The following is a 13573-nucleotide window of genomic DNA, read 5'->3' as shown; positions in this document are numbered from 1 at the left end:
TTTTTGTGTTTTTTTAGATTATTTTTTTCTTTTTGTAGTTACCCAAGTGTTAATAGTTCCTGATCCTCCCACCATAGATTTTGGTACTTCTACTACGATGGATTTTACATTTGTTCCTGCAAATGTATCTGCCCCTGGGTCATTAAACCCTGATGCTGTTCCTCCTATAATTGCAGAGTACTGTGCAAAATCCATAAAGAACGGATCGTCTCTTAACCCTGCGAATGCTTTAACACCAGTAACTGCTGATGCATTTGTTGTAGTGGTAATTGCTGAAGCACTGTATGGAGTAATATCTACCATACTTTTATACATATCACTTAAAAGTGTGCTGTTTGCTCCAGTTTCGTTAGGTGCAGCTGGTCCGTAGATGTACATTTTATCTCCCTTTGGAATTGCTTGGATAACAATATCTTCTACATTGTCCGAATCGGTATCTATATTGAATTCTACCAATACATCTTCATCGAATGCTGCTGATGCAGATTCTGTTGGAGAAATTAACCCTTGAATGTTTGCTACAAAAACTAAGTTATTTGTGTCCTCTGCTTCAAAAGCATAAAAGTCTGTGATGTCGCTTGTTCCACCCTTCACCGCAGGTGCATCAATGTGATCTGCTGCTATAATAGCTCCAGAAAGGATTGCTAAAGAAGCTAAACCCAATAAAATTTTACGTGTCTTCATAATTGTGTGTTTTTATTTATTAAAACGTTTACACAATTATTTACGAGAGAAAGGTAGATTCGGTTTTAAAAAAGGTTCACTTTTTTTAAAAAAGTTAAAAAAAATAAAACAAACCCTTTGTTTACAAGGGTTTGTTTATTGAAATAAAAAATATTTTTATTAATTAAATACTCTTACAGAGTGTTTTCTTATAATTTTATGTGTTTTTGAATCCTCTTTAAGACTCTTTTCCTCAACTTCGGTTTGAATATTTTATTCCCATTGTCATCCACCAACACCTTTCCTACAATCTGATAATGTATTTCTTCTGTTTTTAAATTATAGACCGTAATATAAATGGTACTCTCGTCTGTGTACACCTCTTTTATTAGAGATCTATGTTCTTTATCTTGTACTACTAAAAAATTTAAACCTGTAAGTTGATAGATTTCCTTAAGCTTAGCATCGTTTAATTCTTCTATTCCATAAGGATAAACGTACTGCCCTTTTTCGTTCTTTAGATTATTAAAACGAATGAACCTGTCTCCTAATTCTTTGGAAAAAAAACTAGAAACCTCTTTATCTTTAGAAAGTATTGACCATGTTCCATTTCTTACATCCAACTCTTTAAGATCTTGATAATATTGATATTCATAGTCTCCTTCATCCAAAAAAACGTTGTACACTTGTCCCCAGAAACCACAAGAACTAATCAATAAACATAAGAGTACTACAAAGAAATAATTTATTGGTCTCATTTTATATTTTTTAAGAGGCAAATAAACAAATTTGTTACCAGAAAATCTATAGTTCTTTAGTAGGATCCCAAAACAACTCTTTAAAATTCTGCACTTGATTCTCTACCACTTTAACCCCCTCACTCTCTAACAACTGCTGCATTAAATTCACTCCTTCAAAATGATGTTTTCCACTTAGCATACCAAGCCTGTTTACAACTCTATGCGCAGGAATACTCATATCGCCATGAGAGGCATTCATTGCCCACCCCACTACTCTTGCAGATGATTTAGCCCCCAAGTATTGAGCTATGGCTCCATAGCTAGTAACCCTTCCTTCGGGAATCAGCTTAGCAACCTCATGTACTCTCTTAAAGAAATCTTGTTTTTCTGTCGTCACAATTTAAGTTTGGTATGTTTTATGTCTAGGTAGATTAAAATTGAACCTTAAGACATGAACAAAATTACACTTTTAGTAGCTTGCTTACTTTCCATGGCTGTTTTTTCTCAAAAACTAGATAAATCTAAGTCTAATTTAAAAAGCTCCACATCTTCTAACTCCTCTTCTAACTCAAGTTCTAGTAGTTATGAAAACGATGATGATGACGATGATGAAAACTCTTTTGGAGAAGAACTCTTTTTAGAGTTTATTGTAAAACCAATCGCTCTGGTTGCTTATGCTACCACTGTAGAAATATTCATACAATCACACCTAGAAGAAGATGGAAATCATTTATATATGGACCTAACGCATCATCCATATTCTGACAATCAAAAAGGAGATTATATCTATGAGCCTGACTTTTACAATCCAACCCGTTTAGATCTTTCTAATCAGCTTCTATTTGATGGAAACCGAATTTTTGGTAACAATTTAAATGCAAAGCTTCGTTTTGCCCAAAGAGCTAGTTTAGAATACAACCAAACCTATCTACACGAATCTGTTAAAGGTACTTCTTATCAGTTTTTTATGCACGACCTAACGGCCAACTACTACAGAGTAAGAACGGAGTCTTTTACATTACACTACGGACTGGGTGCCACTTATGTGCATTCTGGAGTAAACAAAGCTTATTTTACTTATAAAACAGGAATGGAGTATTTCTTTAATAGACCTATCAGTATCGATTTTGAACATAGAGGTACCATGGGAGATCTCTCCAGTATTTATCAGACCAATTTTAACATTAACTTCTACAAAAAAAACTATGCTTTAAAAGCGGGAATAAACCTATACAGAATTGGAGGTGTAAATTACAATATGGTTGGCCTTGGAGGTAAAATCTATTTATAAAAAGCATCCTAATTTCTTAGGATGCTTTTTTACATTTTACGATTCTTTAAGTTCATCTTCTATACTTTTTAAATCTTCTAACAAAGGGGTTAATTGTTTTCTAACAGCTCTTCTATTCAGCTTAAAAACAAAAGCAAAAATACCAGCTAGTACTATAATCATAATACATTTAAACACGCTTAGAATAGAAATCCCCCATATAAGTTCTAATACTTCAGGATTATCTACATCCGGAATTTCTATTCCTAACACAAAGAATACAGTTCCTATAAACGGAGGTAATACATACCAATAGGGAACCGTTTTTAACAAGTCTATTTGCTCTGTTAAAACCTTTTTCTGTTTGGTTAATAACACTAACAAAGGCAGATGATAATCTCCTGGTTTTAATCTATTTTTTGTGTTAACAAGCTTATAAATTACATACACAGACCATAACACAAGCCACAAGCAACTTATTTTCATTAACAGAATAGGGATTATATAAAAGTTATATCCAAAAACAGCAATTAAGAATACAGCTGCTAAAATTTCGGTAGTATCTCGTATCTGAATCTTCTTTTGTAAGCTCTTCATTTTATCATTTAGCTCCTTTATCAACAAAGTAATGTCTATTGAAATTTCTTGTACTGAGCCTATATTATTCCATATATTTTTTAATTCTTGTTCCATTTTATGTCATTTTTTGCGTGATACAATTGAATAATTTTGTTCTTATTCTTTTCATTTTAACGGCTACGTTATTTTCCGTAAACCCCGTAATTTTTGCCATTTCCTTGTACGATAAATCATCTAAATACAATACCATTAAAGAACTGTCTTTAGGGTTTAGCATAGAAATGCATTCTTTTAAAAATCTAATTTTTTCTTGCTGATGTTCATCAACAGTCTCGTTGATAGGTGTAAAACGTATGGCCTCTAATCTTTGTGTTTTTTCTATTTGCTTTACCAATTTCATTTTAGACCGCATACAAACATTCAGTGTAATTTTATAAATCCATGTATGGATGGATGCATTTTCTTTAAAATTCTCCAGCGACTTCCATATTTGTAAAACAACCTCTTGAAACAAATCCTCTGGTTCTACTGGACTAGTGGCATAAATAGTGCATATTCTAAATATCTTCTGTTTATTCTCTTGGAGTACTTCTTTAAAGTAGCCTTCTTTTGTTTTAGTACTTTCCATACTCTTTTTTCTTTTGATGAATGTGTAATTCCATAATTTTCAATTAGGTGATTAAACTTGTGTTTTAGAAGCTTCTACTTATTTAGTTACATCCTCTAGAAAAATATGACACTAATTTCCATTATTTTTTATTAAAAAATATGAGCACAAAAAAAGTCCAACGAATGTTGGACTTAAAAGTTATGATAAATAGTTGATTTAAAACTTCAACTTAAATTGCAAGTATGTAATTGCTTTGTCTTTCTCTAAATACTGAGATTCGTAAAAAGTCTGAACTTTCATTACTTCTTCTGGAGCACCTTCTTGTCTATACACATCATGATTTGCATATAAAACCTCGTGTCCTGCACCGTGTAACAAACCAATGGTATAGCCATGCATAAACTCACTATCTGTTTTTAAATGCATAATACCTTCTTCATTTAACACCTTGTTATACCTTCTTAAAAAAGTATCTCCTGTTAATCTGTGTTTGGTACGCTTGTATTTAATCTGAGGGTCCGGAAAAGTAATCCAAATTTCGCTGACTTCATTTTCAGCAAAAATATAATCTACCAACTCTATTTGAGTTCTTATAAAAGCTACATTGGGTAAATCCTCTTCTATAGCTGTTTTAGCACCTCTCCAAAAACGAGCCCCCTTAATATCAATTCCAATGTAATTGATATTTGGATTTTTTTGAGCTAAAGCAACAGTGTACTCCCCCTTACCACAACCTAGTTCTAAAACAATAGGGTTGTTGTTTCCAAAAAAAGAAGCCCACTTTCCTTTATGAATAAATCCATTGATTACTTCATCTCGAGTAGGCTGTATTACATTGTCAAACGTTTCGTTCTCGTTGAAACGTTTTAATTTATTTTTACTTCCCAATAGTAGTCTTTAACTTATTATTTTGGTAAATCTTCAGTTCCTTCGTCTTTGAACTTCTTAGATTGTTTCATCCAATATCCTAAGTATACTAATAATACGATTAAGAAACCAAAGTTAATAGCGTTAGATAACCACCAGTTACCGCTAAAACGCAAAGATTTCATTGGTAAAAATAACCCGTTTGTAAACAAGTCACCTATCGTTTCAAAGATGTTTAATGCTGTCATTTTTAATATAAATTGTATTAGCGTGGACAAAAATAATATAATCTTATTAGATACACTTAACTTTTAAATTAATTTCTCCCTTTTTCGTTAGGGTATAAACTAGGCAACGGATCGCTTTGCCAAAATTCTTTTGTATCTATGTCCATAATGGTTAAAGGATTGGTAAAAGCAGCCCCTGTATCTACATTCCAAACACCTGCTGCAAACAAAGGTTCGTTAATTCCTATTTTAGACAAAGGTGTATGTCCTACATAGACTTCTTTATACAATTGTAGCCTACTTGGGTAATACACGTCATCCTTAGGCAAGTCTCTTGCAGCCAAAGCAGTTTCCCATAAAGACCTGTCCCAATAAAACAACTTTTTAAAGTGTTCGTGTTCTATTCCTTTTATATTAGTAAACCCAGCATGCAAAAACAATCTATTTTGATTGTCTAAATAGTAATTCTCTAAATTTTCTAAAAAATGCGTGTGTAATTGTATAAAATTAAATGGTCTATCTCTGTAAGAATCTATTGTAGCCTGACCTCCATGCAACAACCAATTAGGATTATCCTTGGCATTTTTTAACCACTCGTAAAACAACTCGTCGTGATTTCCTCTTAAAAAAATACAATCATGAGATGCTTTTAAAGAAATTAACAAATTAATAGTTTCAAAAGATTGACTCCATCCATCTACATAATCTCCTAAAAAAATCAATGTATCATCGGTAGTTACCTGGGCTCTTTCTAGCACTTGCTCTAACGCTCTTAAGCCTCCATGTATATCTCCAATAACTAAAGTTCTTCCCATAATCTGTGTTGTTTTACCAAAAATAAAGCCTTAAATTAAAAAAAGGAACTGATTTTTCAGTTCCTTTTATTTTAATTTTATAATAAATAAGCGCTTATTGCTTACTTAAATCTACTTTAGAAATTCTAATAGTATTTACATCTCCATGTTCCATAATAGGAGTAGAAGTTAAATTTATAACAGTATCTCCATCTGCTAAATAACCGCTATCAAAAGCAATCTGATTAACTTCTCTAATGATATCTGTAGAGAAAGGAGTGTTTGGCTCGTAGAACCTACCTTTAACTCCCCACATAATATTCATCATCCCTAAAGTTCTCTTATCAGAAGAATAAGCTAAAATTTGAGATTTTGGTCTTAAAGCAGAAATTTGTTGAGCAGTATATCCTGAGTTTGTAATAGTAGAAATTACTTTTGCATTAATGTCTTCTGCAACTAAAGCTGCTTGATGACAGATTGCGTTTGTAATAGCTCTATCAGAATCTGTATCTGGCTTAGGAGACTCTCTTGGCACTTCAATTAAGCTAGAGTTCTCTACATCTAAGATAATTTGTCTCATTACCTTAATTACTTCGTTAGGGAAAGCTCCAACAGAAGTTTCTCCAGATAACATAACAGCATCAGCACCATCCATAATAGAGTTGGCAACATCGTTTACTTCTGCACGTGTTGGTACAGAGTTTTCAATCATTGTCTCCATCATTTGTGTAGCAATTACTACAGGAATCTTAGCTTCTTTACACTTTCTTACCAACATTTTCTGAGCTAATGGTACTTCAGACATAGGAATCTCAACTCCTAAATCTCCACGAGCTACCATTATTGCATCTGTATTTGCAATAATTGCATCAATATTTTCTAAAGCTTCTGGCTTTTCAATTTTAGAAATCACTCTAGTTCTGTACACAGAAGTATCAGAGTTTTCTGCAATTAATTTGTGAATATCATCTAAATCTGCTGGGTTACGTACAAAAGATAAAGCCATCCAGTCTACATTTAAACTTAAAGCAAATTTTGCATCCTCAATATCCTTTTCTGTTAACGCAGGTAAAGAAATATTTGTATTCGGTAGGTTTACTCCTTTTTTAGATTTTAAAGGCCCTCCTCTTAAAACTTTTGTAGTAACTAAGTCTTCACCATTAGTAGCTGTAACTTCAAATAATAATTTTCCGTCGTCTACTAAAATTTTCTCTCCAACTTTAACATCTTTAGGGAAACGTTGGTAAGTCATGAAAGCTTTTTCTTGCGTACCTTCACATTTCTCTGTAGTAAAGTTAAAAATGTCTCCAGGAGCTAATTCCACACCTTCAGCCATTACACCAACACGTAATTTAGGTCCTTGTAAATCAGCTAAGATTGCTACATTAAAGTCTAATTCTTCGTTGATTTCTCTAATCATTCTTACGTTAGTTCTAACGTCGTCATAATCAGCATGAGAAAAGTTAATTCTGTATACATTTACTCCAGAAATAATCAATTCTCTAAGTTTGTCTTTTTTCCCAGTTAACGCAGGACCTAAAGTAGCAACTATCTTGGTTTTTTTAGTCTGTGACATATTTTAAAAAATTAAGTGTTCTTTATGGTTTAGTTTTTCCTTATCTATTTTATAAGAGGTAATTACACCTTCTATTTTATTTATTTTTCTGATGGCATCTTCTATTGTCTCAAAATCAAAATCTCCTTGAATTTTTAATAGATAATCCACATCTTTTAACTCCGGTTGCAAATATACATAAGAACTCACAAAAGAGGTTTCAGAAGAAAACAATCCTTCAGATTTTTTCTCTTGCAACTCCATTTTATATTTGTTTTTAATAAGGTGCCAATCTATCAAACTTTTTGATTCTTGAAATTCAAAAACTGAAAAAAAAGCGTTATCGTTTTCGTTACTTTTAAATTCCAAGTCCGATGCTAGTCTAGACAGGTTAAAACCTAGGTTTTGATTGATTTTGTAAGCCAATTTATAATCTTGCAAAACCGAGTGAATTACAACAATTTCGTAATCCAATTCTTCAAATTCACAAAAATTTATGATGGTCTTTGCCATAACTACGTATTAATACGTAAATAATTACGTACAAATTTAATAATTTACGTTGATTTAAAAGAAGTAATTAGCAGAATAAACTGTTAAATTAAGACTTCATTTCATTCTGAAAGGCATAATAAGCTCTTTTGGATGCCATTTCTTCTGCTCTTTTCTTAGAAGTTGCTCTCCCTTTAGAAACTACTTTACCGTCTATAAACAAACGAACGCTAAAGTGCTTTATTTTCTGATTTCCGGAATCTTCATAAACTTCAAACTTAATTGTACGTTTATTTTTCTGAGACCATTCAATTAAGACTCCTTTGTAACTGGTAATTTTACCTTCTAACTTGGCTATATCTACATAAGGTTTTATTACCTTTTTGTTGATAAATTTTACACAATAAGCATATCCTCTATCTAGGTATATAGCTCCAATTAGTGCCTCAAACAGGTTCCCATGAATATTATTACTCATTTTCCCCTTAGCTATATTAGCATTTAAAAACTCTATTAAATCTAAGTCTTTACCCAGTTCATTTAAATGCTCCCTACTTACAATTTTAGATCGCATCTGTGTTAAATACCCTTCGTTGGCATCGGGAACTTGGTCGTATAGATAAGCAGCTATAATAGATCCCAACATAGCATCGCCTAAATATTCCAAACGCTCATAATTTACAGGCCTCCCTTCCGAGTTTTTTAACTGCATAGATGGGTGTGTAAAAGCGCTTTTATAGTGCGAAAGCTCTTTGGGAATAAACCCAGTTATCCTTTTTATTTGAGCATAAAAAATCTCGTCCTTTGCGGAACGAGATTTCTTTATATTTTTTAAAAACTTCAAACTGATTTGTCTTAAGCTTCTAATTTCTTAAACAATACACATGCGTTGTGTCCTCCAAATCCAAAAGTATTACTCATAGCAACCTTAATATCTCTCTTTTGAGCAGTATTTAAAGTTAAGTTTAATTTTGGATCAATCTTTTCATCTAATACCTCGTGGTTAATTGTTGGAGGAATTATTCCATGTTTCATTGCCAATACAGAAGCAATAGCTTCAATTGCACCAGCAGCTCCTAACAAGTGACCAGTCATAGACTTAGTTGAATTGATATTGATATTGTAAGCATGCTCTCCAAAAACTTTCTGAATTGCTTTTAACTCTGCAATATCTCCTAAAGGAGTAGAAGTACCGTGAACGTTGATAGCATCAACATCCTCAATAGTTAAACCTGCATTTTCTAAACAGTTCTCCATTACTTTCGCTGCTCCTAATCCTTCTGGATGCGGTGCAGTTAAGTGATGTGCATCGGCAGATAAACCACCACCACCTACTTCACAGTATATAGTTGCCCCTCTAGCAATAGCGTGCTCATATTCTTCTAAAATAAGAGCTCCACCACCTTCTCCCATTACAAAACCATCACGGTCTTTGTCAAATGGACGAGAAGCAGCTGTTGGGTCGTCGTTTCTTTCTGATAAGGCTTTCAATGCGTTAAATCCACCCATTGAAGCTCCAGTTACTGATGCCTCAGAACCTCCAGTTACAATTACATCTGCATGTCCTAAACGAATGTAGTTTAAAGCATCTATAATTGCATTTGCAGAAGAAGCACAAGCAGAGACCGTAGTAAAGTTAGGTCCTCTGAATCCGTATTTCATAGAGATATGCCCAGGAGCAATATCTGCAATCATTTTTGGTATAAAGAATGGGTTGTACTTAGGAGTTCCATCACCATTTGCATAGTTTGTTACTTCCTGTTCGAAAGTTCCAATTCCTCCAATTCCACATCCCCAAATAACCCCAACTTTGTCAGGATCAATGTTTTCTAAATCTAGTTTAGAGTCCGTAATTGCTTGATCGGCTACTACCATGGCATATTGCGTAAATTCATCCATCCTACGAGATTCTTTTCTGTGGATGTATTCGTTTACGTCAAAGCCTTTTACCTCACAAGCAAAACGAGTCTTGAACTTGGCAGCATCAAAGTGTGTTATAGGAGCAGCTCCGCTTCTCCCATTCACTAACCCATCCCAATACTCTTCTATATTGTTACCGATTGGTGTCAATGCACCAAGTCCAGTTACGACAACTCGTTTCAATTTCATAAATAGATAATTTTCTAATTACTTTTTAGCTTCTTCAATAAAGCTTACTGCTTGACCAACTGTTCCAATGTTCTCAGCTTGATCGTCTGGAATTTGAATATCGAATTCTTTTTCGAATTCCATGATTAACTCAACAGTATCTAAAGAATCTGCTCCTAAATCGTTAGTGAAGCTTGCTTCAGCAGTTACCTCATTTTCGTCAACTCCTAATTTATCAACGATAATTGCTTTTACTCTTGATGCAATGTCTGACATAGTAATATAATTTAAGTTTAAAACCGGGGACAAAAATAATAAACTTTTGTTTCCACAAACAATGTTTCTAACAAATATCTTTACTAAGATATAAAAATTTGTCTCATCTTTGTATTGTAAAAACCTAGAGTTAACTCAGGTTAAGAAAACCTTAAACCCTTTCAAACCCAGTAAAATATGATTAAGATTGCCATTCTAGCATCAGGTTCTGGATCGAATGCCGAGAACATTGCTCAATACTTATCAAGCAATAAAAATATAAAAATCTCTTGTATTTTAAGCAACAAAAAGGACGCTTTTGTACTGCAAAGAGCCGAAAAACTGGGTATAAAAAGTCATGTTTTTACCGGAAAAGAGATGAGAGAGCAAAAAACTTTCTTAGAACTGCTAAAAAAAGAGGCCGATTTTATCATTTTGGCAGGTTTCTTATTAAAGATTCCAGAAAATTTAATAGCTGCTTTTCCTAATAAAATTATCAACATTCACCCTGCATTACTACCAAATTATGGTGGAAAAGGAATGTATGGAATGCATGTGCACAATGCTGTAAAGGAAAATAACGAGTCAGAAACTGGAATTACAATTCACTATGTAAACGAGAATTACGATGAAGGAGCTATTATTTTTCAAGCAAAAACGGCTTTAACTCCAGACGATTCTCCTGAAGACATTGCTAAAAAAGTGCACACTTTAGAGTACCAGCATTTCCCAAGAGTTATAGAAGAGGTAATTACGCAAGCATAATGGCGAAAAGCAAAAAATACTATGTAGTTTGGTCTGGGAAAATTCCTGGTGTATATAACAATTGGAACGATTGTAAAAAAAGCATTGATGGTTTTCCCGGAGCAGAATACAAATCTTTTACTTCTAAAGAAGAGGCAGAAACTGCTTTTACCAGATCTTACCTGGATTACAAAGGGCTAAACACTAAAAAACCGGTTGTAGACAAAGAATTGTTAGCCAAAATAGGAAAACCAAACCTAAACACCATAGCTGTAGATGCTGCTTGTTCGGGCAACCCTGGTTTGATGGAATACCGTGGTGTGGATACCCAAACTCACAAACAACTGTTTATTCAAGGTCCTTTTAAGGAAGGAACCAATAATATAGGTGAGTTTTTGGCTTTGGTACATGGATTGGCTTACTTGCAAAAAATTGGAAAGACAGAACTGCCTATTTACTCAGACTCTAAAATTGCCATTGGCTGGATTAAAGCCAAACAGTGCAGAACCAAAATTATGCCCAACGCAGATAACAAAGTCTTGTTCGACTTGATTAAACGCGGTGAAAAATGGCTACAAGAAAACTCCTTTAAAAACCCTATTCTTAAATGGGAAACCAAAGTCTGGGGAGAAATTCCTGCGGATTTTGGAAGGAAGTGATATTTTAATCACAATCTCCATAATCTACAATCTCTACTATTAACCCTTCTTTATCTTTTTTTATCCATTTACCACAAGGAGACTCGTCACATTCATAGCAAGTTTTAAAAAACCTTTGTTCTTTAACGTATCCCCAACTACGATAATCTGTTACTGAAACAATTGTCTTTATGCTGTGACAATTTTCTACATTTTCTAAGTTATGCTTAAACTCCTTCTTTTGTTTCAGAGCTCCGTTTCTATTGAGAACTAATTCAATACCTGTCTGTATCCCACAGCCATTAAATAAGCCCAGTTCAAAGGTTGTTTTTAAAATACCATTATCGTAAAATTCTTCATATACATAATTGAATTCATTCCTTTCCTTGTAGAAATACCTCCCATGAATTTCTCCTGACTCATAAGAAGTTTCTACGATACTATCCTTTGTCTTTTTGAGATCTATCTTTTTATATTTCTTATTCAAATAGTATTCCTGAAAAAGGATACTGTCAGGTTGGTAAATCTGAACTAAGCCATTAGACAACTTTACAGTGTAATTTAACCTTATTTCTCTTGGTAATTTAAGTTCTAATCCATCACCTCTACCAAAACGCACATCATTTTTTTCCCACTCTGCATCTCTACACAATTGTAGCATATCAGTTCCAACACTAGAAATAACTTTTTCATTTACATTATCATACAAATATATTCTTCCAGGCATATCTCCTGATTGCCCTGGCATTGCAGGAATAAAACGATTAATTATAAATGATTTTGCATAAACGGTAAATTGTTTATCTGGGCTAGTTCTCTCGTATATTCTTTCTCCTATTGTAATAGTATTAACCAATACAAGCAATAAAATCAATAACCCAAAAACTACAACACATCCTTTATTTTTTTTCATACACAATGTCACTTTAAGCAAGCACAAATTTTATTGAAAGATAATAATAGTTCGTCAAAATCATCTTTCCAAAATAAATTTAGTTTGTCATTCTTCCCAAAAAGAACCCTATTTTTGCAGCAGATTCGTACACATGCAAGCATTTAATTTTTTAGCAACTACTTCTGAAAATTTTGAAGAACAAGCTCTCCGTGTTTTTCAACACCAAGCTTTGCATTGTAAAGTCTACAAGGATTTCATCAATCTGTTGAATGTAGATATTTCTAAGGTTGATACCATTCGAAAAATTCCTTTTTTGCCCATTCAGTTTTTTAAAAGTCACCGAATTGTTAGTAATACGAATAAAATTCAAGAAACTTTTTTAAGTAGCGGTACTACAGGAATGAGTCAGAGCAAGCATTTGGTAACAGATGTATCGGCTTATGAAAACAGCTATTTAAAGGCTTTTGAGCAATTCTATGACTCTATAGAAGAATACACCATTTTAGCCTTACTACCGTCTTATTTGGAACGTAATGGTTCTTCTTTAATCTATATGGTAGACGATTTAATTCAGAAAAGCAACAATTCTAATAGTGGTTTTTACTTACACAACCATCAAGAATTGTATGATAAACTGCAGGAACTGGAAGTCAAACAAACAAAAACACTCTTAATTGGTGTTTCATTCGCGTTGTTAGATTTTATAGAAAAATTCCAATGTCAGCTAAAACATACCATTGTTATGGAAACAGGAGGTATGAAAGGAAAGCGTAAAGAAATGATTCGAGAAGAGTTACATGCAGCACTAAAAAAAGGCTTTGGAGTAAACAATATTCACTCTGAATACGGAATGACAGAGTTGCTAAGTCAAGCTTATTTTGAAGATTCACAAAAATTTAACTGCCCTCCTTGGATGAAAATCTTGGTGAGAGACACCGAAGATGCCTTAACATTACTCCCAAACGGTAAAAGCGGAGGAATTAACGTAATTGATTTAGCCAACTACAACTCTTGCTCTTTTATCGCTACTCAAGACCTAGGAAAAGTCTACCAAGACGGAACTTTCGACGTTTTGGGAAGATTTGATAATTCCGATATTAGAGGGTGTAATTTACTAGTGCAGTAAAACAAAACTCCTAAAAATATATTGCTATAT

The 13573-nt window shown here is 33.4% G+C and carries 18 protein-coding genes; 4 read left to right on the top strand and 14 right to left on the bottom strand.

What is annotated here, in order from left to right; translation table 11 throughout:
- Window positions 1-18: 18 nt before the first annotated feature.
- The 3 genes from ACXHHC_RS11260 to ACXHHC_RS11250 form a co-directional block, all read right to left on the bottom strand.
- Window positions 19-684: a DUF4331 family protein gene (locus ACXHHC_RS11260; protein WP_458226479.1), complete on the bottom strand. Its 666-nt coding sequence runs from the start codon at window positions 682-684 to the stop codon at window positions 19-21.
- 188 nt (window positions 685-872) lie between these two features.
- Window positions 873-1421 carry a hypothetical protein gene (locus ACXHHC_RS11255; protein WP_458226478.1) on the bottom strand — a complete coding sequence of 183 codons (549 nt, stop codon included), beginning with the start codon at window positions 1419-1421 and terminating at the stop codon, window positions 873-875.
- Window positions 1422-1467: 46 nt separating this feature from the next.
- A complete protein-coding gene (locus ACXHHC_RS11250) occupies window positions 1468-1800 on the bottom strand; it encodes an MGMT family protein (protein ID WP_458226477.1) in 333 nt (110 codons plus the stop codon).
- A 54-nt stretch (window positions 1801-1854) separates the two neighbouring features.
- On the opposite strand from ACXHHC_RS11250, the gene ACXHHC_RS11245 reads away from it, so the two are divergent.
- Entirely contained in the window at window positions 1855-2694 is an 840-nt protein-coding gene (locus tag ACXHHC_RS11245; RefSeq protein ID WP_458226476.1) for a hypothetical protein, read from the top strand.
- Between the two features lie 36 nt (window positions 2695-2730).
- Here the strand turns inward: ACXHHC_RS11245 and ACXHHC_RS11240 are convergent, their stop codons facing one another.
- From ACXHHC_RS11240 to ACXHHC_RS11195, 10 genes are all read right to left on the bottom strand, one after another.
- Window positions 2731-3366, bottom strand: a complete 636-nt coding sequence (locus ACXHHC_RS11240) for a hypothetical protein (protein WP_458226475.1) — start codon at window positions 3364-3366, stop codon at window positions 2731-2733.
- Window position 3367: 1 nt separating this feature from the next.
- Window positions 3368-3880 (bottom strand): RNA polymerase sigma factor, encoded by a 513-nt coding sequence (locus ACXHHC_RS11235; protein ID WP_458226474.1) that lies wholly within the window; start codon window positions 3878-3880, stop codon window positions 3368-3370.
- Window positions 3881-4078: 198 nt separating this feature from the next.
- Window positions 4079-4750 carry a tRNA (guanosine(46)-N7)-methyltransferase TrmB gene (gene trmB, locus ACXHHC_RS11230; RefSeq protein WP_458226473.1) on the bottom strand — a complete coding sequence of 224 codons (672 nt, stop codon included), beginning with the start codon at window positions 4748-4750 and terminating at the stop codon, window positions 4079-4081.
- 17 nt (window positions 4751-4767) lie between these two features.
- Complete coding sequence (locus ACXHHC_RS11225; protein ID WP_458226472.1) at window positions 4768-4977, bottom strand: DUF6341 family protein; 210 nt, start codon at window positions 4975-4977, stop codon at window positions 4768-4770.
- 68 nt (window positions 4978-5045) lie between these two features.
- Window positions 5046-5771, bottom strand: coding sequence for a metallophosphoesterase family protein (locus ACXHHC_RS11220; protein ID WP_458226471.1), 726 nt, complete (start codon window positions 5769-5771; stop codon window positions 5046-5048).
- Between the two features lie 94 nt (window positions 5772-5865).
- A complete protein-coding gene (gene pyk / locus ACXHHC_RS11215) occupies window positions 5866-7326 on the bottom strand; it encodes a pyruvate kinase (protein WP_458226470.1) in 1461 nt (486 codons plus the stop codon).
- A gap of 3 nt (window positions 7327-7329) precedes the next feature.
- Window positions 7330-7818: an IPExxxVDY family protein gene (locus tag ACXHHC_RS11210; RefSeq protein ID WP_458226469.1), complete on the bottom strand. Its 489-nt coding sequence runs from the start codon at window positions 7816-7818 to the stop codon at window positions 7330-7332.
- A gap of 88 nt (window positions 7819-7906) precedes the next feature.
- The gene (gene rnc / locus ACXHHC_RS11205) at window positions 7907-8641 is read right to left on the bottom strand and encodes a ribonuclease III (protein ID WP_458226468.1); all 735 of its coding nucleotides are present in this window, start codon (window positions 8639-8641) and stop codon (window positions 7907-7909) included.
- Window positions 8642-8652: 11 nt separating this feature from the next.
- On the bottom strand, window positions 8653-9906 hold the full coding sequence (gene fabF / locus ACXHHC_RS11200) for a beta-ketoacyl-ACP synthase II (protein ID WP_458226467.1): 1254 nt from the start codon (window positions 9904-9906) through the stop codon (window positions 8653-8655).
- An 18-nt stretch (window positions 9907-9924) separates the two neighbouring features.
- The gene (locus ACXHHC_RS11195; RefSeq protein WP_010136106.1) at window positions 9925-10161 is read right to left on the bottom strand and encodes an acyl carrier protein; all 237 of its coding nucleotides are present in this window, start codon (window positions 10159-10161) and stop codon (window positions 9925-9927) included.
- Window positions 10162-10338: 177 nt separating this feature from the next.
- Here ACXHHC_RS11195 and purN point away from each other — a divergent pair, with 177 nt between their 5' ends.
- The gene (gene purN, locus ACXHHC_RS11190; RefSeq protein WP_458226466.1) at window positions 10339-10905 is read left to right on the top strand and encodes a phosphoribosylglycinamide formyltransferase; all 567 of its coding nucleotides are present in this window, start codon (window positions 10339-10341) and stop codon (window positions 10903-10905) included.
- Entirely contained in the window at window positions 10905-11543 is a 639-nt protein-coding gene (locus ACXHHC_RS11185) for a ribonuclease H1 domain-containing protein (RefSeq protein ID WP_458226465.1), read from the top strand. The genes purN and ACXHHC_RS11185 overlap by 1 nt, the downstream gene beginning before the upstream one ends.
- Window positions 11544-11547: 4 nt before the next feature.
- On the opposite strand, the gene ACXHHC_RS11180 is transcribed toward ACXHHC_RS11185, so the two are convergent.
- Window positions 11548-12435 (bottom strand): hypothetical protein, encoded by an 888-nt coding sequence (locus ACXHHC_RS11180; RefSeq protein WP_458226464.1) that lies wholly within the window; start codon window positions 12433-12435, stop codon window positions 11548-11550.
- A 133-nt stretch (window positions 12436-12568) separates the two neighbouring features.
- Here ACXHHC_RS11180 and ACXHHC_RS11175 point away from each other — a divergent pair, with 133 nt between their 5' ends.
- Window positions 12569-13543 carry a LuxE/PaaK family acyltransferase gene (locus tag ACXHHC_RS11175; RefSeq protein ID WP_458226463.1) on the top strand — a complete coding sequence of 325 codons (975 nt, stop codon included), beginning with the start codon at window positions 12569-12571 and terminating at the stop codon, window positions 13541-13543.
- The last annotated feature ends 30 nt before the right edge of the window (window positions 13544-13573 follow it).

This window comes from Wenyingzhuangia sp. IMCC45574, from assembly GCF_054182685.1.
This window is presented reverse-complemented; position numbering and strand designations above follow the sequence as displayed.